The 18,863-nt window shown below is 73.2% G+C and carries 17 protein-coding genes; 4 read left to right on the forward strand and 13 right to left on the reverse strand.

Annotated features, from left to right (window positions below; all coding sequences use genetic code 11):
• Window positions 1–22: 22 nt before the first annotated feature.
• The 5 genes from AB0O82_RS15295 to AB0O82_RS15315 form a co-directional block, all read right to left on the reverse strand.
• On the reverse strand, window positions 23–1,228 hold the full coding sequence (locus AB0O82_RS15295; protein ID WP_363583796.1) for an acetylornithine transaminase: 1,206 nt from the start codon (window positions 1,226–1,228) through the stop codon (window positions 23–25).
• Window positions 1,225–2,100 carry an acetylglutamate kinase gene (argB, locus tag AB0O82_RS15300; protein WP_350878043.1) on the reverse strand — a complete coding sequence of 292 codons (876 nt, stop codon included), beginning with the start codon at window positions 2,098–2,100 and terminating at the stop codon, window positions 1,225–1,227. The genes AB0O82_RS15295 and argB overlap by 4 nt, the downstream gene beginning before the upstream one ends.
• Before the next feature lie 144 nt (window positions 2,101–2,244).
• A complete protein-coding gene (gene argJ, locus AB0O82_RS15305; protein ID WP_363583959.1) occupies window positions 2,245–3,399 on the reverse strand; it encodes a bifunctional glutamate N-acetyltransferase/amino-acid acetyltransferase ArgJ in 1,155 nt (384 codons plus the stop codon).
• A 14-nt stretch (window positions 3,400–3,413) separates the two neighbouring features.
• The gene (gene argC / locus AB0O82_RS15310) at window positions 3,414–4,442 is read right to left on the reverse strand and encodes an N-acetyl-gamma-glutamyl-phosphate reductase (protein WP_363583798.1); all 1,029 of its coding nucleotides are present in this window, start codon (window positions 4,440–4,442) and stop codon (window positions 3,414–3,416) included.
• 162 nt (window positions 4,443–4,604) lie between these two features.
• Window positions 4,605–5,807: a methyltransferase gene (locus tag AB0O82_RS15315; RefSeq protein WP_363583800.1), complete on the reverse strand. Its 1,203-nt coding sequence runs from the start codon at window positions 5,805–5,807 to the stop codon at window positions 4,605–4,607.
• 82 nt (window positions 5,808–5,889) lie between these two features.
• On the opposite strand from AB0O82_RS15315, the gene AB0O82_RS15320 reads away from it, so the two are divergent.
• Together AB0O82_RS15320 and AB0O82_RS15325 are read left to right on the forward strand one after the other, a co-directional pair.
• Complete coding sequence (locus AB0O82_RS15320) at window positions 5,890–6,315, forward strand: VOC family protein (protein ID WP_063346847.1); 426 nt, start codon at window positions 5,890–5,892, stop codon at window positions 6,313–6,315.
• A 63-nt stretch (window positions 6,316–6,378) separates the two neighbouring features.
• Window positions 6,379–6,753 (forward strand): S4 domain-containing protein, encoded by a 375-nt coding sequence (locus tag AB0O82_RS15325; protein WP_363583802.1) that lies wholly within the window; start codon window positions 6,379–6,381, stop codon window positions 6,751–6,753.
• A gap of 31 nt (window positions 6,754–6,784) precedes the next feature.
• Here AB0O82_RS15325 and AB0O82_RS15330 read toward each other — a convergent pair whose 3' ends face one another.
• On the reverse strand, window positions 6,785–7,291 hold the full coding sequence (locus tag AB0O82_RS15330) for an FBP domain-containing protein (RefSeq protein ID WP_363583804.1): 507 nt from the start codon (window positions 7,289–7,291) through the stop codon (window positions 6,785–6,787).
• A 210-nt stretch (window positions 7,292–7,501) separates the two neighbouring features.
• Window positions 7,502–8,386: an SAM-dependent methyltransferase gene (locus tag AB0O82_RS15335; protein WP_363583806.1), complete on the reverse strand. Its 885-nt coding sequence runs from the start codon at window positions 8,384–8,386 to the stop codon at window positions 7,502–7,504.
• Between the two features lie 275 nt (window positions 8,387–8,661).
• Between AB0O82_RS15335 and AB0O82_RS15340 the strand changes: the two genes are divergently transcribed.
• The gene (locus tag AB0O82_RS15340) at window positions 8,662–9,621 is read left to right on the forward strand and encodes a polysaccharide deacetylase family protein (protein ID WP_363583808.1); all 960 of its coding nucleotides are present in this window, start codon (window positions 8,662–8,664) and stop codon (window positions 9,619–9,621) included.
• 50 nt (window positions 9,622–9,671) lie between these two features.
• Here the strand turns inward: AB0O82_RS15340 and AB0O82_RS15345 are convergent, their stop codons facing one another.
• Complete coding sequence (locus tag AB0O82_RS15345) at window positions 9,672–10,490, reverse strand: SDR family oxidoreductase (protein WP_350877926.1); 819 nt, start codon at window positions 10,488–10,490, stop codon at window positions 9,672–9,674.
• Between the two features lie 282 nt (window positions 10,491–10,772).
• Between AB0O82_RS15345 and AB0O82_RS15350 the strand changes: the two genes are divergently transcribed.
• Complete coding sequence (locus tag AB0O82_RS15350) at window positions 10,773–11,642, forward strand: 3-hydroxybutyryl-CoA dehydrogenase (protein ID WP_363583810.1); 870 nt, start codon at window positions 10,773–10,775, stop codon at window positions 11,640–11,642.
• A 69-nt stretch (window positions 11,643–11,711) separates the two neighbouring features.
• Here the strand turns inward: AB0O82_RS15350 and AB0O82_RS15355 are convergent, their stop codons facing one another.
• The 5 genes from AB0O82_RS15355 to AB0O82_RS15375 all read right to left on the reverse strand — a co-directional run bounded on the left by AB0O82_RS15355 (window position 11,712) and on the right by AB0O82_RS15375 (window position 18,767).
• Window positions 11,712–12,554 (reverse strand): chitosanase, encoded by an 843-nt coding sequence (locus AB0O82_RS15355; RefSeq protein WP_363583812.1) that lies wholly within the window; start codon window positions 12,552–12,554, stop codon window positions 11,712–11,714.
• Between the two features lie 206 nt (window positions 12,555–12,760).
• Window positions 12,761–15,262: a phenylalanine--tRNA ligase subunit beta gene (gene pheT, locus AB0O82_RS15360; RefSeq protein WP_363583814.1), complete on the reverse strand. Its 2,502-nt coding sequence runs from the start codon at window positions 15,260–15,262 to the stop codon at window positions 12,761–12,763.
• The gene (pheS, locus tag AB0O82_RS15365) at window positions 15,262–16,383 is read right to left on the reverse strand and encodes a phenylalanine--tRNA ligase subunit alpha (RefSeq protein WP_363372880.1); all 1,122 of its coding nucleotides are present in this window, start codon (window positions 16,381–16,383) and stop codon (window positions 15,262–15,264) included. The genes pheT and pheS overlap by 1 nt, the downstream gene beginning before the upstream one ends.
• Window positions 16,384–16,686: 303 nt before the next feature.
• Window positions 16,687–17,790 carry an ATP-binding protein gene (locus AB0O82_RS15370; protein ID WP_363583816.1) on the reverse strand — a complete coding sequence of 368 codons (1,104 nt, stop codon included), beginning with the start codon at window positions 17,788–17,790 and terminating at the stop codon, window positions 16,687–16,689.
• Window positions 17,791–17,900: 110 nt separating this feature from the next.
• Window positions 17,901–18,767: an RNA methyltransferase gene (locus AB0O82_RS15375; protein WP_350877932.1), complete on the reverse strand. Its 867-nt coding sequence runs from the start codon at window positions 18,765–18,767 to the stop codon at window positions 17,901–17,903.
• Between the last annotated feature and the right edge of the window lie 96 nt (window positions 18,768–18,863).

Consider the following 18,863-nt stretch of genomic DNA (forward strand, 5'->3'; position numbering starts at 1 on the left):
TGGTTATTCTCCCGGACAACGGTCAGCTCGCATCGACCGGGGCGCTCTCGCGCACCGCCCGCAGGACGCCCGGCAGAGCGGCGAGGAACGCGTCCGCCTCCTGCTCGGTCAGCACCAGCGGCGGGGCCAGCCGGACGGCGTCCGGGACGGCCGCGTTGACCAGGAAGCCCGCCTCCTGCGCGGCGGCCTGCACCCGTGCCGACACCGGCTCGGTGAGCACGATGCCGAGCAGCAGTCCGGCGCCGCGCACGTGCGAGACCAGCGGGTCGCCGATCGCCTCGACGCCCTGGCGCAGCCGCTCGCCCAGCTTGCGGACGTGCTCCAGCAGGCCCTCGGACTCGATGGTGTCCAGCACCGCGAGCCCGGCCGCCGCGGCCACCGGGTTGCCGCCGAAGGTGGTGCCGTGCTGGCCCGGGGTGAGCAGTTCGGCGGCCTCACCAAAGGCCAGCACCGCGCCCATCGGCAGCCCGCCGCCGAGCGCCTTGGCGAGGGTGACGACGTCCGGCTCGACGCCCTCGACGGCCTGGTGGGCGTACCAGTACCCGGTGCGGCCGACGCCGGTCTGGATCTCGTCCAGGACCAGCAGGGTGCCCGTGGCCCGGGTGATCTCGCGGGCCGCCCTCAGGTAGCCCTCGGGCAGCGGGATGGCGCCGTTCTCGCCCTGGACCGGCTCCAGGAAGACCGCCGCGGTCTCGGTGGTGACGGCCGCGCGCAGCGCCTCGACGTCGCCGAACGGGACGTGCGTGACGTCGCCGGGCAGCGGGCGGAACGGCTCCTGCTTGGCCGACTGGCCGGTGAGCGCGAGGGCGCCCATCGTCCGGCCGTGGAAGGCGCCCTGGAGGGCGACCAGGTGGGTGCGGCCGGTCCGGCGGCTGATCTTGAACGCGGCCTCGTTGGCCTCGGCGCCGGAGTTGCAGAAGAACACCCGGCCGCCCTCCCGGCCGTCCAGCCGCAGCAGCCGCTCGGCGAGGGCGATGGTCGGCTCGGCCATGAAGAGGTTGGAGACGTGACCCAGGGTGGCGATCTGCCGGCTGACCGCCTCGACGACCGCCGGGTGGGCGGTGCCGAGCGCGTTGACGGCGATGCCGCCGAGCAGGTCGGTGTACTCCTTGCCGTCGGCGTCCCAGAGCTTGGCGCCCGCACCGCGCACCAGCGCGATCCGCGGGGTGCCGTAGTTGTCGGTGAAGGTGTGCTGCCACCGGCCGGTCAGTTGCTCGTTCGCGGTCATGCCAGTCCCCCGGTCACGGTCTGTTCGTCGTCCGGCACGACCATCGTGCCGATGCCCTCGTCGGTGAAGATCTCCAGCAGCAGGCTGTGCTGCACCCGGCCGTCCAGGACGCGGGCGGTGCCCACCCCGGAGCGGACGGCGCGCAGGCAGCCCTCCATCTTGGGGAGCATGCCGCTGGCCAGGCTCGGCAGCAGCTCCTCCAGCTCGCTCGCGGCGAGTTGGCTGATCACGTCGTCGGAGTTCGGCCAGTCCGCGTAGAGGCCCTCGACGTCGGTCAGGACCACCAGCATCTCGGCGCCCAGCGAGACCGCGAGGGCGGCCGCGGCGGTGTCGGCGTTGATGTTGTAGACGTGGCCGTCGGCGCCGCGCGCGATCGAGGAGATGACCGGGATCCGGCCGTCGGCGATCAGCGCCTTCACCGCGCCGGCCTCGATGTTGACGATGTCGCCGACCAGGCCGATGTCGACCTGCTCGCCGTCCACCACCGCGTACCGCTTGACCGCCGTCATGGTGTGCGCGTCCTCGCCGGTCATGCCGACCGCGAACGGGCCGTGCTCGTTGAGCAGGCCGACGAGTTCGCGCTGCACCTGGCCGGCCAGCACCATCCGGACCACGTCCATGGTCTCGGGGGTGGTGACCCGCAGGCCGTTGGTGAAGCTGGACTCCAGGCCGAGGCGGTCCAGCTGGGCGCTGATCTGCGGGCCGCCGCCGTGCACCACGACGGGGTGCAGGCCGGCGTAGCGGAGGAAGACGACGTCCTGGGCGAAGGCCGACTTGAGGCTCTCGTCCACCATGGCGTTGCCGCCGAACTTGATCACGACGGTCTTGCCGTGGAAGCGCTCCAGCCACGGCAGCGCCTCGATCAGCGTCATCGCCTTGGGCAACGCGGTGTTGTTGCGGGCCTGTTCGCCCTTGGGTGCGATCTTCACGGGTGTCCCTCGTCCGAACGGGTGTCGCGCATCGGGTGTCGCGGATCAGGTGGCGCGCATCGGGTGGCGCGCGTCACCTGTCGGGCATCAGGTCGAGTAGGCGCTGTTCTCGTGGACGTAGTCGGCGGTGAGGTCGTTGGTCCACAACGAGGCACTCTCCGTACCGGCGTTGAGGTTCGCGGTGATGACGACCTCGCGGCCGGCCATGTCCACCAGGGTGCGGTCCTCGCCGACGCTGCCGTCCTTGCAGACCCAGACGCCGTTGATGGCCACGTCCAGCCGGTCCGGGTCGAAGGCGGCGTCGGTGGTGCCGATCGCGGCCAGCACCCGGCCCCAGTTGGGGTCCTCGCCGTGGATGGCGCACTTGAGCAGGTTGTTGCGGCTGATCGTCCGGGCGACGTCGACGGCCTCCTGCTCGGTGGCGGCGCCGGTGACGTCGATCCGGATGTCCTTGCTGGCGCCCTCGGCGTCGGCGATCAGCCGGCGGGCCAGCTCGGCGCTGACGGTGCGGACCGCCTCGGCGAACTCGGCCTCGTCCGGGACGACGCCGGAGGCGGCCGAGGCCAGCAGCAGCACGGTGTCGTTGGTGGACATGCAGCCGTCGGAGTCGATCCGGTCGAAGGTGGTGCGGGTGGCGCCGCGCAGCGCGGTGTCCAGGGCGGCGGCGTCCAGGTCGGCGTCGGTGGTGATCACGACCAGCATGGTGGCCAGGCTCGGGGCGAGCATGCCCGCGCCCTTGGCCATGCCGCCGACCGTCCAGCCCGCCGGGCTGGTGACCTGGGCGGTCTTGTGCACGGTGTCGGTGGTCTTGATGGCGATCGCGGCGGCCTCGCCGCCGGTCGCGCTCAGCTCCCGGACGGCCAGCGCGACGCCGGGCAGCAGGACGTCCATCGGGAGGCGCTCGCCGATCAGGCCGGTGGAGGCGACGGCGACCTCGCCGGCGTTGAGCTCCAGCTCCCCGGCGACCTTCTCCGCGGTGGCGTGGGTGTCCTGGAAGCCGAGCGGGCCGGTGCAGGCGTTGGCGCCGCCGGAGTTGAGGACCACGGCGGACACCTGGCCGCCCTTGAGGACCTGCTCGGACCAGACGACCGGCGCGGCCTTGACGCGGTTGGCGGTGAAGACGCCGGCGGCGGCGAGCGCGGGGCCGTCGTTGACCACCAGGGCGAGGTCGGGGGTGCCGGAGGCCTTGATGCCGGCGGTCACACCGGCGGCCCGGAAGCCCTTGGCGGCCGTCACGCCCACGTTCGTACTGTTGCTCACGGTGCGACTCCGTTCACGGGAAGGCCCAGCTCCTCGGGCAGGCCCAGGGCGATGTTCATGCTCTGCACCGCGCCGCCCGCGGTGCCCTTCACGAGGTTGTCGATCGCGCTGATCGCGATGATCCGCCCGGCGGTGGCGTCCAGCGCGACCTGGACGAGGGCGGTGTTGGCGCCGTAGACGCTGCTGGTCTGCGGCCACTGCCCCTCGGGCAGCAGGTGGACGAACGGCTCGTCCGCGAACGCCCCGGCGTAGGCGGCGCGCAGGCTCTCGGCGGTCACGCCGGGCCGCGCCTTGGCGGAGCAGGTGGCGAGGATGCCGCGCGGCATCGGGACGAGGGTCGGCGTGAAGGAGACGGTGACGGGCTCGCCCGCGACCGGGGTGAGGTTCTGCACCATCTCCGGGGTGTGCCGGTGCACGCCGCCGACGCCGTACGGGCTGACGTTGCCCATGACCTCGCTGCCCAGCAGGTGGGTCTTGGCGGCCTTGCCCGCACCGGAGGTGCCGGAGGCGGCGACCACGACGGCCTCCGGCTCGGCGAGTCCGGCCGCGTACGCCGGGAACAGCGCCAGGGACACGGCCGTCGGGTAGCAGCCGGGCACGGCGATCCGGTTGCTGCTCTTCAACGCGGCCCGGTGGCCGGGGAGTTCGGGCAGGCCGTAGGGCCAGGTGCCGGCGTGCGCGGAGCCGTAGAACTGCTCCCAGTCGGTGGCGGCGCGGAGCCGGAAGTCGGCGCCGCAGTCGACCACCAGGACCTCGTCGCCGAGCGCCTCGGCGACGGTGGCGGACTGGCCGTGCGGCAGCGCCAGGAAGACCACGTCGTGGCCGGCCAGCACCTCGGGGGTGGTGGGTTCGAGGACGCGGTCGGCGAGCGGGATCAGGTGCGGCTGGAGCGCGCCCAGCCGAGTGCCCGCGTTCGAGCCGCCGGTCAGCGCCCCGATCTCCACCTCCGGGTGGCCGAGCAGCAGACGCAGCACCTCGCCGCCCGCGTATCCGCTCGCGCCGGCGACGGCGACTCGCAATGCCATGGCGTTCCTCCTTTGTTGTGGCATGAATATACGCAGTACGGAACATTCATGCAAGGAGCTGCGGTCAGGACCCCGAAGAACGCCCGAAAACCGCCCTGCGTCCGCCCGGCCGGGCCGCCACCGGCCCGCGACCGAACAGCCACCGACCGAGCGGACGCCGGACTACCGCTTGACCGCGCGCAGCACCACGAACTTGGGGTTGCCCGCCACCAGCTGGCAGTTCCCGAAGAGACGCCGCAGCTTGACGTGGTAGCCGAGATGGCGGTTGCCGACCACCCACAGTTCCCCGCCCGGCCGCAGCGCCCGCCGGGAACCGGTGAACATCCGCCAGGCGGTGGCGTCCGTCGTGGCCTGGTGCGAGTGGAACGGCGGATTGTTCAGGACGAGGTCCACCGAGCCCGGGGGCGCCACCTCCGGCGCCAGCGCGTCGGCGGTCAGGAACTCCGCCCGGGCGTCCGGGCCCAGATTGGCGCGGAAGGTCTCCTCCGCCGACGCCACCGCCTGATGGGACTCGTCGACGAACACCAGCTCCGTACCCGGCCCGGCCAGCGCGGCGGCCGTGCCGACCACGCCGTTGCCGCAGCCCAGGTCGACCACCCGGGCCCCGGGCGCCGGGGTCGGCAGGTGGCCGAGGAAGAAGCGGGTGCCGATGTCGAGGCGCTCGGCGCAGAACGTGCCGGCGTGGTTGACCACCGTGCGCCCGGAGACCGCCCCGACGTCCGGCGGCAGCGCGTAGCGGTGCGGCCACGGGCTGGGGCCGGGGTCCAGCGCCGGATCCGGGGTGCAGAAGACCAGCCGGGCCTTGCGGGCGGCGAGCGAGGTGCGGGTCGGGCCGAGGATCCGCTCGAAGAGCTGGAGCGTGGAGGTGTGGATCTCGGCGACCATGCCGGCGCCGACCACCACCGTGCCCGGGTGGACGGCGGGGGCCAGCCGGTGCAGCTGGTCCTCCAGCAGGGCCAGGCTCTTGGGGACGCGCACCAGCAGGACGTCGATCCGCTCCGGCGGGGCGTCCCGGGTGGTCAGCAGTCGGGCCGGGTCGACGGTGGCGCCGGCCCGCGCCAGGTTGGCCAGGGTGGCCTGCCGGCCGAGGTGGGAGTCGACGATCTGCACCGGCTCGTGGGCGGCCAGCGCGGTGGTCAACGCGCCCCAGCGGTCGCCCAGGACGACGATCCGGCGGCCGGCCAGGTCGGTCGCGGTGCCGGCGGCGCTGTCCGCCTCGCCCGCGAGGTGGCGCAGCAGGTACTCGTCGGCCGCGTCCCAGGCCCGCAGCCGCTCACGCGGGTCCTCCGGGAAGCGGGTGAGGTCGAAGGCGCCCCACGGCGTACTGAACTGGGTCGCCGCGGCGGGCGTGATCTCGGGATTCATCGTGTTCTCAGGCTATCCGACGGCCCGACGGGGAACCGTTTCGACGGATACTGGAAGAGCCCGGCCGAGAGGGGTGAGGGCGATGGACTGGAAGCTCGAAGTCGTGGTGGTCCCGGTGTCGGACGTGGACCGCGCGAAGCTGTTCTACGAGGAGCTGGTCGGCTTCACGGTCGACCACGACACCCGGTTGCGCGACGGGGTCCGGGTCGTCCAGCTGACTCCCCCGGGCTCCACGTGCTCCATCGTGGTGGGCACCGGGGTCATCGGGGCGCCGCCCGGATCCGTGAAGGGACTGCAGTTGGTCGTACCGAACATCGACAAGGCGCACGCCGAACTCGCGGCCCGGGGCGTCGAGGTCAGCCCGGTCCAGCACTTCGAGGCGGGCAGCCGGGTGGACGGGCACGGCGAGGCCTGGAACTCCTTCGTGTTCTTCAACGACCCGGACGGCAACGGCTGGGCGGTCCAGGAGGCCCCGCAGGCGGCCCGGATGGTGCCGGAGGCGGCGTAGCGGGCGCCGCTGGCTCGGGTTCCGGGCTCGGGCCGGTTCGGGCGGCTTGGGTAGGCTCCAGGGATGGCTGAACACGAGGGAAGCGTGCGGGTGGACAGCTGGATCTGGTCGGTCCGGCTCACCAAGACGCGGGCGCTGGCGGCCGCTGCCTGCCGGGCCGGGCACGTGCGGGTGAACGGCGAACGGGTCAAGCCGGCCCAGGCACTGCGCCCCGGGGACGAGGTGCGGGTCCGCGAGGAGGGCTACGAGCGGGTCGTCGTGGTGCAGAAGCTCATCCGCAAGCGGGTCGGCGCGACGGTGGCGGCGGACTGCCTGGTCGACAACAGCCCGCCGCGGCCGCCGCGCGAACTCGTCGCGACGGCCGGCGAGCGGGACCGGGGCGCCGGGCGCCCGACCAAGCGGGAGCGGCGCGACCTCGACCAGCTGCGCGGGCACTGATCCCACCGGCGCGCGGTGTCGGCGAGTCCCGTCAGCGCTCGGTGTCGGCGAGCACCTTGGCGAGGAAGGCCTCCAGGTTCCCCACCGTCCGGTCGATCTGCCGCTCCAGCGGCAGCGACTCGTCGGGCCTGGTCACCAGGGCGGACTTCTTCAGCCCGCGCACGTACAGCGAGCAGGCGAGGTCGGCGCAGATGTACGTGCCGACGGTGTTGCCCTCCCGCCCGGCCGCCCCGGCCCGGCGGGCGGCGAGCAGCGCGACGCCGGAGCCCGCGTGCGCGGTGATGCACAGCGAGCAGACGTTGGTCTTGGTGAGGCTGCGGCGGACCGTCGGCACCCGCAGCGTCACGCCGACCGGCTCACCGTCGTACGACGCCACCAGGTAGGCCCGGTCGGGCGCGCCCTGGTCCCGCCAGCCGAGGAAGTCCAGGTTCTCCCAGGGCAGTTCCGCCAGGCCCCGAGGGAGGTTGAGTCGACGGGCCTCGCCCTTGGAGCAGTTGACGAAGGACGCGCGGATCTCGTTCTCGCTCAGGGGTTCCATGTCGCGGAAGCTAGCACCGGCCCGCCCGCGCTGTCGTGCCAATTTCTCCCGGTACGTACCGGGGCGGGCCGCTGACGGTCCGTCGCCCACCAGGGTGCGCACCGGAGCGGGTGACGGGCTGTCAGTGGCTGAGCCTAGTGTTCGTGGTGTGCGAGGCCGGTCCCGGCGCAGGAGGGAGGCGTCGGGGCCGGACCGCCTCGTGATCCGGGGCTACCGCTTGAACGCGACGCCCGCGTAGGCGGAGACGTCCTGCCAGCCTTCGGGGAGTTCGGTGGTCGGGACGTGGCCGGGGGTGGGGCGCCAGAGCGGGAGTTGGACCAGGCCGGGGCCGGCGAACTCGAAGTCGCCGAAGAAGGGTTCGACGCCGGCGCGCGGGCGCAGCACCAGGGGGGCGCTGGCGCTGCGGTAGATGCGGGTGCCTTCGGCGGCGCTCTCCCGGGAGGCGAAGTCGGGGCTGCCGTGGGAGAGGATCAGCGCGCTGCCGGGGGCGAGCGCGTCGCGCAGGGTGCGGACGATCTGCTGGGCGCCGTCCTCGTCGCGGATGAAGTGCAGCACGGCGACGAGCATCAGCGCGACCGGCCGGGACAGGTCGACGGCGGCGAGCAGGCCCGGGTGGCCGAGGATGGCGGCCGGGTCGCGCAGGTCGGCCTCGATGACCGAGGTGTGTCCGGCGGGGTGGCCGGCCAGCAGGGCGCGGGCGTGGGTGGCGACGATCGGGTCGTTGTCGACGTACACCACCCGGGCGTCCGGGGCGACCCGCTGGGCGACCTCGCTGGTGGAGCCGACGGCCGGGATGCCGGTGCCGATGTCGACGAACTGGCGGATGCCCCGGCCGGCGGCGAACTCCACCGCGTCGCCGAGGAACTGCCGGTTGGTGCGGGCCAGCAGCGGCAGCGCGGGGTAGGCCGCTATGGCGGCCTGGGCGGCCTTGCGGTCGGCCTCGAAGTTGTCCTTGCCGCCCAGGTAGTAGTCGTACATCCGGGCGGTGTGCGGGACGCCGGTGTCGAGCTCGCTCGGCGGTTGCCAGTCGTCCGCTCTGGCCCAGTCCCAGTCGGTGCCGGTGGCCTCGCCGACGGCCGCGCTGTCCTCGTGCATCCTGTTCCGCCCCCTCTGCCGTGCTCACTGCCGGACATGGCACCGCCTCGGCGCCCGGCGGGCCCGCCCGGTACCACGGGGGTGACCCCGCGTCCGGCCCGGCCACCCTCCCGTGGCGTGCGGTGCGCCGTGATCGTATCCGACGACACGCCGGTGAAACACCGGCAGTTCAGGTTTACGCAACGCCCGGACGGTGGTGTGTGTGCACGTCAATGGCGGTACCGGGACGCTCCTCGGATCGCCGTGGGTGGCCACCGTCTCTATGCTGACTGCCGATGACTGCCGACCGCCGCACCGTACTGCGCACCGCCGTCCAGCTGGCCGCCCTGACCGCCGCCAGCGGGTTCCTCAGCGCGTGTGCCTCCGGCACCCCGCGCCGGGCCGACGCCGGGGTGCTCGCCGTACACCCGGGCACCCTCGACCCGCAGCACACCACCGACCCGGCCTGGAACGGCGGCGAGGGCCCGGCCTCCCCCGTGCCGTCCGCCCCGCCGGAGCCGCAGCCCATCGGGGCCGACCCGACCGCCGGTACCGACCCGGCCACCGGCGCGGAGCCGGCCGCCGGGGCCGCGACGCCGCCGACGCCCCCGCCGACGCCTCCGACGCCGCCGGTGCTGCCGCCGCTCGCCGCCGGCACCCCGGTCGAGGTGGTGAACGGGCCGCGCACCAGCAAGTTCGTGGCGCTGACCTGCCACGGCAGCGGCGATCCGAAGCAGGCCACCGCGCTGCTGGAGGCCGCCGAGCAGCGCGGCATCAAGCTGACCGTGATGGCGGTCGGCAGCTGGCTCGACCAGCAGCCGCAGATGGCCCGCCGGATCCTGGACGCCGGCCACGAGCTGGGCAACCACACCCAGAACCACCTCGACCTCTCGACGATGACGGCCGCCCAGGTGCACGACGAGATCGCCCAGTGCGCCGAACGGCTGCAGCGGCTCACCGGCTCGATCGGCCGCTGGTTCCGCCCGTCCGCCGCGCAGTACGCCACCCGGACGGTGCGCGAGCAGGCGAAGGCGGTCGGCTACGAGCACGTGCTGTCCTTCGACGTCGACCCGCGCGACTACAACGACCCGTCGGCCGCCGAGTTGCAGCGCCGGGTGCTGAAGTCGGTGCGCGGCGGATCGGTGGTCGCCCTGCACATGGGCCACCAGTGCACGGTGGACGCGCTGCCGGGCATCCTGGACGGTCTCGCCAAGGCGGGCCTGAAGCCGGTGACCGCCAGTCAGCTGTGCGCCTGACCGCTCTTCGTGGCAGGCCGTCCGAGGGGCACGCCGGCCGAGGGGCCCGTTCAGCCCATCGGGTCGTCCGCCTTGTACGGGCGCATCCGCAGCGTCCGGGCGTCCGCCGCGCGGATCTCCGCGGCCCGGTTGACCAGCTCCTCCAGGTCGTCCCGCCCGGCGTGGATGAACCGGCCGTGCAGGCCGTCGAAGCGGCCCCGGGCGGCGTCCACGGTGACCGCGACCATGTACGGGATGGAGCCCCAGGTCGTCGTGTCCTTGAACATCGGCATCGCGGCGGTCATGTCGGTTTCGACCGCGCCGGGGCTGATGTCGAGGATGACGATGCCGTGGCGGGCCAGCGAGTCCGCCATGTTGTCGGAGAGCTGGAGCAGCGCCCCCTTGGAGGTGGCGTACGCGGTGTAGTCGCCGTCCGGGCGCAGGGCGAAGCCGGAGTTGAGGTTGACCACCCGGCCGCGCTCCCGGGACACCATGCCGGGCAGGACGCAGCGCAGCAGGTTGTAGGGGCCGCGCAGGTTGGTCTCGATCACCTGCCACCACTGGTTCGCGTCGGTCTCCCAGAGCGGCACCTCCGCGCGGTCGACCAGGCCGGCGTTGTTGATCAGCAGGTCGATCGGGCCGAGGTCGCGTTCGACGACCCGGACGGCCTCGCGGACGGCGCCGGCGCGGGTGACGTCGGCGGTGACGGCGACGCCGCGGGAGCCGTGCCGGGCGCACTCCTTGAGGGTGTCGGTCAGCGTCCCGTGGGTGCGGCCGACCAGGCCGACGGCCATGCCCTCGGCGGCCAGGCCGATGGCGATCTCCCGGCCGATTCCCCGGCCCGCGCCGGTGATCAGGCCGACCTGTCCTGCGAGCGATCCCGTCGGCACCGTGTGCTCCCTTCCCGTCCCCGGCCCCCGTCTGCGGCATTCTTCCGGCCGCCGGGCGGGGGTGGCCCCGGGCGCACGGGCGGCGGGCCCGGCCTCACCCGTTCGGACGACGTCTCGCACTGGCACCCGGCCGGGGAGGGGGTGACCTACTGGCCGGTACGGAGTAGTAACGTCGTCGGGACGGTGACCGGTGCACCCATTCCGGCACACCGGCCCGTTGACCAGCAGCTCGCTGGGCCACCAGTCGCTGGGCGATCCCCAGCACCACCGAAGGGCAACTGAGTGAGTGACATCGCGCGCGTCGGAGTGATCGGCTGCGGCCTGATGGGGTCGGGCATCGCGGAGGTCTTCGCCCGGGCCGGGCTGGACGTCCTGGTGGCGGAGGCCAGCGGCGAGGCGCTGGAGTTCGGCCGCACCCGGCTGACCAACTCCCTGGACACGGCGGTCAAGCGCGGCAAGCTGAGCCCGGAGCTGCGGGACGAGGCGCTGGCCCGGCTGACCTTCACCGTGGACCTGTCCGACTTCGCCGACCGCGACCTGGTGGTCGAGGCGGTCGCCGAGCGCGAGGACATCAAGGTCAAGATCTTCCAGACCCTGGACCAGGTGGTCGAGCGCCGGGACGCGATCCTCGCCTCCAACACCTCGTCGATCCCGATCGTGAAGCTGGCCGCCGCCACCTCCCGCCCCGAGCAGGTGATCGGCCTGCACTTCTTCAACCCGGCGCCGGTGCAGAAGCTGGTCGAGGTCATCCCGACGCTGACCACCTCGGCGGTGACCACCGAGCGGGTCGAGGCCTTCGCCTCCCAGGAGCTCGGCAAGGAGCCGATCCGCGCCCGCGACCGGGCCGGCTTCGTGGTCAACGCGCTGCTGGTGCCCTACCTGCTGTCCGCGGTACGGATGTTCGAGTCGGGTGTGGCCACCGCCTCCGACATCGACAAGGGCATGGAGGCCGGCTGCGCCCACCCGATGGGCCCGCTGCGGCTGTGCGACCTGATCGGCCTGGACACCATCGTCTCGATCGCCGAGTCGATGTACGACGAGTACAAGGAGCCGCTGTACGCGGCTCCCCCGCTGCTCTCCCGGATGGTCGACGCGGGCCTGCTGGGCCGCAAGTCCGGCCGCGGCTTCTACGACTACACCGCGAGCGCCTGAGCACCGGCCGGTGGACGGCGGCGGGGCCCGGGAGCGATGTGCCGCTCCCGGGCCCCGCTTGACGTTCCGTCAGCTGTTGATGGCGTAACTGTCGCCGTAGACCTTCCACTTGAGCGGCGGGTTGAGGTCGAAGTTCTTCGCGTTGAGGAAGACCGACTGCTCGGTGTCGACCCGGCTGGTGTCGGAGTGGGCCTGCTCCTTCTTCATGACCACCTTGCGGGCGTCCAGGAAGGCCTTGAGGTAGGTGGCCTCGTCGCCACCCTGGGCGGGGGTCTTGGCCTTCTTCAGGGCGGCGGCGCGGATGCCGCCGAAGCTGTCCGAGCTGTTGCCGGGGCCGTGCATGACGATGGCGTCGTAGTAGGCGAACTGGCCGAGCGCGCGCAGGCCGTCGGACTTGGCCTGGTTGACGGCGGGGTTGAAGTACACCCGGTCGCGCTCGTCGTTCTGGGCCTGCTGGAAGACCGTGTCCTTGGCGGCGGCGGCCCAGTCGTTGACGAAGGGGGTGCCGAGGCCGGCGTGCGAGGCGCTGCCGTTGACCTTCTTCAGGGCCGGCAGGTACTTGGCGAGGACGTTGCCCGGCTTGAGGTCGGTGTAGTGCTGGACGAGGTCCAGCATGTCGCCGGTGCCGGAGCAGAAGCCGATGATGCCGCCGGTGTAGCCGCGCCCGTCGCCGATGTCCTCGATGTACTTGTACTGGGCCTTCCAGTCCAGCGAGGAGTTCTCCGCGCTGGACACCAGCTGCATCGCGATGTCCTTCTTGTGCGGGTCGTCCAGCCCGACTCCCTTGAGCTGGACGGACGTCGCGGACGGCGGCGCGGCGGTGGCGGCGCCGGCGGCCGCGACCGTGAGGGGGGCGGCCACCAGGGCGGCGGCGAGGGCGATGCGGAGGGCATGGTGGTGCTGGGGACGCATACGATGCTCCGTTTCCTCGGGGGGTTAGGAAACTTTCCTAACGAGAATTAAGGCCCTCCTTCCCTGTCCCCGCAAGGGTTTTGACAAAGTCTCTTCAAGGCTCTTCAAAGGCGCAGGTCAGACCACAGGCCCAGGGGCGGGCTCCGGGCAACGCGAAGGGCCCCGTCCGGACCGAGGTCCGGACGGGGCCCTGGGGCCTGACGGGATCAGGCGCCGCGCAGCACCGCGCCGGTGCGGGCGACGGCCTCGGCGACGGCCGCCTCGCGGGCGGCGGTCGCCTCGTCGGCGGTCAGCGTGCGGTCCGCGGCGCGGAAGCGCAGCGCGTACGCCAGCGACTTGCGGCCCTCGCCGACCTGCTCGCCGGTGAAGACGTCGAACAGCCGGATGGCCTCCAGCAGTTCGCCCGCGCCGGAGCGCAGCGCGGCCTCCACGTCGGCGGCCGGAACGGCGGCGTCGACGATCAGCGCGACGTCCTGGGTGGCCACCGGGAAGCCGGAGACCGCAGGGCCGTTGACCTTCTCGGCGCCGTCCGCGGTGAGCAGGTCGACGTCGATCTCCATCGCGCTGGTGCGGGCCGGCAGGCCTAGCGCCTTGACGACGCGCGGGTGCAGCTCACCGGCGTGGCCGACCACCCGGTCGGTGCCGGTGACGACCAGCTCGGCGCAGCGGCCCGGGTGCCACGGCGCCCGCTGCCCCTGCCGGACGGTCAGCTCGACGCCGGCCGCGCGGGCCACCGTACGGGCCGCCTCGACGGCGTCCGCCCAGGACGCCACGGCGCCCTGGCCCCACCAGCCGGACGGCAGCCGCTCACCCGCGAGGGCGACGGCGACCCGGCGCGGCTGGTCCGGCAGCGCGGCGTCCAGCGCGGCCAGCTCCTCGGCGCTCGGCCGGCGGTCGACGGCCGGACGCGGGGCCACGGACAGCTCGTCCTTGGGCAGGAAGACGGTGCCGGTCTCGTAGATCGCCAGGTCGGTGTTGCCGCGGCCGACGTTGCGGCGCAGCGAGCCGAGCAGGCCCGGCAGCAGCGTGGTGCGCAGCGCCGGCTCCTCGTCGTTGAGCGGGTTGACCAGCTTGACGGTGCGCCGACGCCGGTCGTCCGGCTCCAGGCCGAGCGCCTCGAAGGCGCTCTCGCCGAGGAACGGGTAGTTGTTGACCTCGACGTAACCGGCCCCGGCCAGCGCGACGCCGATCCGGCGGTGGACGCGCTGGGCCTCGGTCAGGCCCTTGCCCGGGGGCACGTTGGGCATCCGGGCGGGGACGTTGTCGTAGCCCTCCAGCCGGATGACCTCCTCCGCGAGGTCGTACGGGTCGGTGAGGTCGGGGCGCCAGGTCGGCGGGGTGACCTCCAGGACGTCGGCGCCGGCGACCGAGCAGCCGATCTCCTGCAGGCGCCGGGTCACGGTCTCGCGGCCGTACGCGGTGCCGGCGACCCGGTCGGGCAGGTCGGCGGAGATGGTGATGGTGCGCACCGGGTGCGGGGCGGCGATGTCGGTGACCCCGGCCTCGGCGGTGCCGCCGGCGATCAGGACCAGCAGGTCGACGGCGCGCTGGGCGGCGGCGCGGGCGGCCTCCGGGTCGACGCCGCGCTCGAAGCGCTTGGACGCCTCGGAGGGCAGCTTGTGCCGCTTGGCGGCGCGGGCGACGGCGACCGGCTCGAAGTGCGCCGCCTCGATGATCACCTCGGTGGTGCCCGGGCCGGCGGCCGGGTCGAGGATCTCGGTGGAGGCACCGCCCATGACGCCGGCCAGGCCGATCGGGCCGCTGTTGTCGCAGATCAGCAGGTCCTCGGCGGAGAGCTTGCGCTGCACGCCGTCGAGGGTGGTGAGGCTCTCGCCCTGCTCCGCCCGGCGGACCGTGATCGGGCCGCTCACGCGCTGCTTGTCGTAGGCGTGCAGCGGCTGGCCGACCTCCAGCATCACGTAGTTGGTGATGTCGACGGTCAGCGAGATCGGGCGGATGCCGGCCTTCTGGAGGCGGCGCTGCAGCCAGATCGGGGACTTGGCGGTCGGGTCGATGCCGACGACCGTGCGGGCCACGAAACGGTCGCACCCGGCCGGGTCGTTGACCTTGACCAGGTAGCCGAAGGAGTTGGCCGGCGGCACGTCGAGCAGCGCCGGGTCGGCCAGCGGCAGCCCGTACGCGGCGGCGGCCTCGCGGGCGACGCCGCGCAGCGACAGGCAGTAGCCGCGGTCCGGGGTGACGGCGATGTCCAGCACCTCGTCGACCAGCTGGAGCAGCTCGATCGCGTCGGTGCCGGGCTCGAACTCCGGCGGGAGCACGATGATGCCGTCGTGGTCGTCGCCCATGCCGAGCTCGCGGGCCGAGCAGATCATGCCGGCCGAGGTGCGGCCGTAGGTCTGGCGGGCCGCGATCGGGAAGGGCCCGGGCAGCACGGCGCCCGGGAGCACCACGACGACCTTGTCGCCGACGGCGAAGTTGGTGGCGCCGCAGACGATCTCCTGCGGCTCGCCGGTGCCGTTGGCGTCGCCGACGTTGACGAGGCAGTGCCGGATCGGCTTCTTGAAGCCGGTCAGCTGCTCGATGGAGAGCACCTCGCCGACGACCAGCGGGCCCTTGAGGTCGCCGCCGAGCTGCTCGACGGTCTCGACCTCCAGGCCGGCCCGGACCAGGCGCTCCGCCACGTCACGGCCGGTCTCGCCGGCCGGCAGGTCGACGTACTCACGCAGCCAGGAAAGCGGGACGCGCATCAGATCTCCATCCCGAACGGGAGGGTGAAGCGCACGTCACCCTCGACCATGTCGCGCATGTCGGCGACGTTGTGACGATTCATCAGGATCCGCTCCAGGCCCAGGCCGAAGGCGAACCCGCTGTAGCGGTTGGGGTCGACGCCGCAGGCGACCAGCACGCGCGGGTTGACCACGCCGCAGCCGCCGAGCTCGATCCAGCCCTCGGAGGAGCAGGTCCGGCAGGGGCGGTCCGGGTTGCCGACGCTCTCGCCGCGGCACACGAAGCACTGCAGGTCGATCTCGGCGCTCGGCTCGGTGAACGGGAAGTACGAGGGGCGCCAGCGCAGCTCCAGGCCGCCGCCGATCAGCTTCTCGACCAGCACCTCGATGGTGCCCTTGAGGTCGGCGAAGGTGATGCCCTCGTCCACCGCGAGGCCCTCGACCTGGCGGAACACCGGGGTGTGCGTGGCGTCCAGCTCGTCGGTGCGGTAGACGCGGCCGGGGCAGACCACGTAGACCGGGGGCTCGCGGTCGAGCAGGGTGCGGGCCTGGACCGGGGAGGTCTGGGTGCGCATCACCACGCCGGAGTCGGCGGAGCCGTCCGGGGCCTGTACGAAGAAGGTGTCCTGCATCGAGCGGGCCGGGTGGTCCGGGCCCAGGTTGAGGGCGTCGAAGTTCAGCCACTCGGCCTCGGCCTCGGGGCCCTCGGCGACCTGGTAGCCCATCGCGACGAAGGTGTCCTCGATGCGCTCGGCCAGGGTGGTCAGCGGGTGCCGGGCGCCGCGCGGGGCACGGTCGTACGGCAGCGTGACGTCCACCGCCTCCTCGACCAGCACGCGGGCGTCGCGCTCCGCCTCCAGCTCGGCCTGCCGCTTGGCGAGGGCCTTGTTGACGGCGCCGCGGGCCTGGCCGATCAGCTTGCCGGCGGCGGCCTTGGCGTGCGGGGGCAGGGCGCCGATCTCGCGGTTGGCGAGGGAGAGCGCGGAACGGTCGCCGGTGTGGGCGACCTTGGCCTCCTTCAGCTCGTCGAGCGTGCTGGCGGCGGCGAAGGCGGCGACGGCCTCGTCCCGCGCCTGCTCCACCACCTCGGGCTTGAGGGCCTCGACCTCGACCGGGTCGTACGACTTGTTGGGTGCCGACATCTCTATCTTCCCGTGCTCCTGCTCGTCCGTGCTCAGGTAAGGGTGGCTCTCCCCTGCGGTACGCCCGGTGTGGCCGGGGCACGGGCAGCCGTTCTCCGTACGACGGGGAAGAGGGGTGTCCGCGGCTCAGCCGCACAGGGCGTCCCACAACGCCAAAGGTCGAGTGTAGTCGCAGCGCGTAGCGCGGCTGCCTGGAAGCCCGTCCAGCGGGACCCCGGAGCATGCGTTCATGCTCCTTCAGAGCATGCTCTGCTTGTCGTTCATGCTCCTTCAGAGCATGCTCTGCTTGTCGTTCATGCTCCTTCAGAGCATGAAGTCCGGAACGCTGGCGGGCAGGATAAATCGGAACCGGGCGCCGCCGCAGGGGGCCCGGTCGACCCGGATCGAGCCGCCGTGGGCCTCCACGATGCCCTTGACGATGTACAGGCCCAGGCCGGTGCCGCCGCGCTTGGAACCGCGCCAGAAGCGGGTGAAGACGCGCGGCATCGACTCCTCGGGGATGCCGCTTCCTTCGTCGCTCACGGTGACCGCGGTTCCTTCCACGATGCGGGGAGGGGTGCCCGAGCGCTCCCAGAGGGGCGCCTCGACGACCTCCTTGGCCGGTGCCACCTCGATCGTGACAGTTCCCTCGCCGTGGCGCACCGCGTTTTCCAGCAGGTTGGCCAGCACCTGGTCGACCTTGTCCGGGTCGGCCCACAGGACGGTCAGCGACTCGCTGATCCGGACGTCGAAGCGCTCCTCGGGGATGCCGGTGGCGACCTTGCGCTCGACGTGCCGGCGCACCGCGGCGGCCAGGTCGACCACCTGCTTGCGCAGTTCCAGCCGGCCGGCGTCGATCCGGGAGATGTCCAGCAGTTCGGCGATCAGCCGGGTGACCCGGTCGGCGTCGGCGTCCACCGTCTCCAGCATCAGCCGCTTCTGCCCGTCGGTGAAGCGCTCCCACTTGGCCAGCAGCGTCGCCGTGAAGCCCTTGACGCTGGTGAGCGGCGAGCGCAGCTCGTGGGCGACGGTGGCGATCAGCTCGGCGTGGCTGCGCTCGGTGCGGCGCCGGGCTTCGGTGCCGCGCAGCGCGATCACCACCCGCTGCGGCGGCCCCAGCGGCACGTCCCGGACGTACCGGGCGGAGACCAGCACCTCGCGGCCGCCGGGCAGCAGCAGGTTGCGCTCCGGCTGGCCGGTGCGGGTGGCCAGGCCGCCGTACGGGTCGGTCAGCTGCCACCAGCGGCGGCCGTCCAGGTCCTCCAGCGGGAGGACGTCCTCCAGCCCGCTACCGAGCGCGGCCTCCGGGGGCAGGCCGGTGAGCCGGGCCGCGGCCCGGTTGAAGCAGACCACCCGGCCCAGCGCATCGGCGACCACCAGGCCGTCCGGTAGGTCGTCCGGGTCGAGCTCTGGCCCGCTGCCGACCATGGGTGTCCTCCCCGATTACCCACCGTGCCGTTCCCCCCACAGAGGCAGACCCTAGCGCCTCGCAGCCCCCTGTAGTAGGCCCTCGGCCGGTGGCGCCGGGAGCGTGCGGGTCAGGCGTTCGAGCGGCAGCCGCCGGGCGAGCGCTGCGCCCGGGCCGAGGCGTACAGGCAGACGGCCGCGGCGGTGGCCAGGTTGAGGCTCTCGGCGTGCCCGTGGATCGGGACGCGCACGACCTCGTCGGCCAGCGCGCGGGTCTCCTCCGGAAGCCCCCAGGCCTCGTTGCCGAACACCCACGCGCCGGGCGCGCCCAGGGTGCCCTCGTCGAGCTCCTGGTCCAGGTCGCGCTCCCCCGCGCCGTCCGCGGCGAGCACCCGGACCCCGGCCGCGCGCAGCTGCGCGACGGCCTCCTCGACCGGTACGCCGACCGCCACCGGCAGGTGGAACAGGCTGCCGACGGAGGCCCGGACGGCCTTCGGGTTGTACAGGTCCACCGAGGCGTCGGTGAGCACCACGGCGTCCGCGCCGGCCGCGTCGGCGGTGCGCAGCACGGTGCCGGCGTTGCCGGGGTCGCGGACGTGGGCGAGGACCGCGACGAGCTTGGGGCGGGCCTTGAGCACCTCGGCGAACGGGGTGTCGATGAAGCGGCAGAGCGCCACGATGCCCTGCGGGGTCACCGTGTCGCAGATGTCGGCGATCACCTCGTCGGTGGCGGTCAGCACCGGCAGCCCCTCGGCCAGCGTCGCCTCGACGATGGCGGCGTGCCGCTCGGCGGCCTCCGGGGTCACGTACACCTCGACCACGGCGTGCTCGGCCGAGCCCGGCAGCTGGCCGAAGGCGACGGCCTCCCGGACGGCCTGCGGGCCCTCGACCAGGAAGCGGCGCTCCTTGGTGCGCTGGTTCCGCTTGGCGAGCCGGCGGGCGGCGACGACGCGCGGCGAGCGCAGGGAGGTGAGCAGGGGGGTGTCGGTGCTCGGCATGGTCTCGTTCTCTGTGGCGGGCGGCGCTGAAGATCCGGGGAAACGCAGAACCGGACCCGCAGGGAGCCTGCGGGTCCGGTCAGAGCTCGACTGATC

The sequence above is a fragment of the Kitasatospora sp. NPDC088264 genome (assembly GCF_040685715.1).
Classification (GTDB): domain Bacteria; phylum Actinomycetota; class Actinomycetes; order Streptomycetales; family Streptomycetaceae; genus Kitasatospora.

Bases quoted from the DNA above. Each gene is read 5' to 3' on its own strand.
- AB0O82_RS15330 (WP_363583804.1), bottom strand. From the start codon at position 7,291: ATGGAACCCCTGAGCGAGAACGAGATCCGCGCGTCCTTCGTCAACTGC.
- AB0O82_RS15355 (WP_363583812.1), bottom strand. From the start codon at position 12,554: ATGCGTCCCCAGCACCACCATGCCCTCCGCATCGCCCTCGCCGCCGCC.
- pheS (WP_363372880.1), bottom strand. From the start codon at position 16,383: ATGTCGGCACCCAACAAGTCGTACGACCCGGTCGAGGTCGAGGCCCTC.
- AB0O82_RS15340 (WP_363583808.1), top strand. From the start codon at position 8,662: ATGACTGCCGACCGCCGCACCGTACTGCGCACCGCCGTCCAGCTGGCC.
- argB (WP_350878043.1), bottom strand. From the start codon at position 2,100: ATGACGCTGATCGAGGCGCTGCCGTGGCTGGAGCGCTTCCACGGCAAG.
- AB0O82_RS15295 (WP_363583796.1), bottom strand. From the start codon at position 1,228: ATGACCGCGAACGAGCAACTGACCGGCCGGTGGCAGCACACCTTCACC.
- AB0O82_RS15315 (WP_363583800.1), bottom strand. From the start codon at position 5,807: ATGAATCCCGAGATCACGCCCGCCGCGGCGACCCAGTTCAGTACGCCG.
- AB0O82_RS15375 (WP_350877932.1), bottom strand. From the start codon at position 18,767: ATGCCGAGCACCGACACCCCCCTGCTCACCTCCCTGCGCTCGCCGCGC.
- argC (WP_363583798.1), bottom strand. From the start codon at position 4,442: ATGGCATTGCGAGTCGCCGTCGCCGGCGCGAGCGGATACGCGGGCGGC.
- AB0O82_RS15325 (WP_363583802.1), top strand. From the start codon at position 6,379: ATGGCTGAACACGAGGGAAGCGTGCGGGTGGACAGCTGGATCTGGTCG.
- AB0O82_RS15320 (WP_063346847.1), top strand. From the start codon at position 5,890: ATGGACTGGAAGCTCGAAGTCGTGGTGGTCCCGGTGTCGGACGTGGAC.
- AB0O82_RS15370 (WP_363583816.1), bottom strand. From the start codon at position 17,790: ATGGTCGGCAGCGGGCCAGAGCTCGACCCGGACGACCTACCGGACGGC.
- AB0O82_RS15335 (WP_363583806.1), bottom strand. From the start codon at position 8,386: ATGCACGAGGACAGCGCGGCCGTCGGCGAGGCCACCGGCACCGACTGG.
- pheT (WP_363583814.1), bottom strand. From the start codon at position 15,262: ATGCGCGTCCCGCTTTCCTGGCTGCGTGAGTACGTCGACCTGCCGGCC.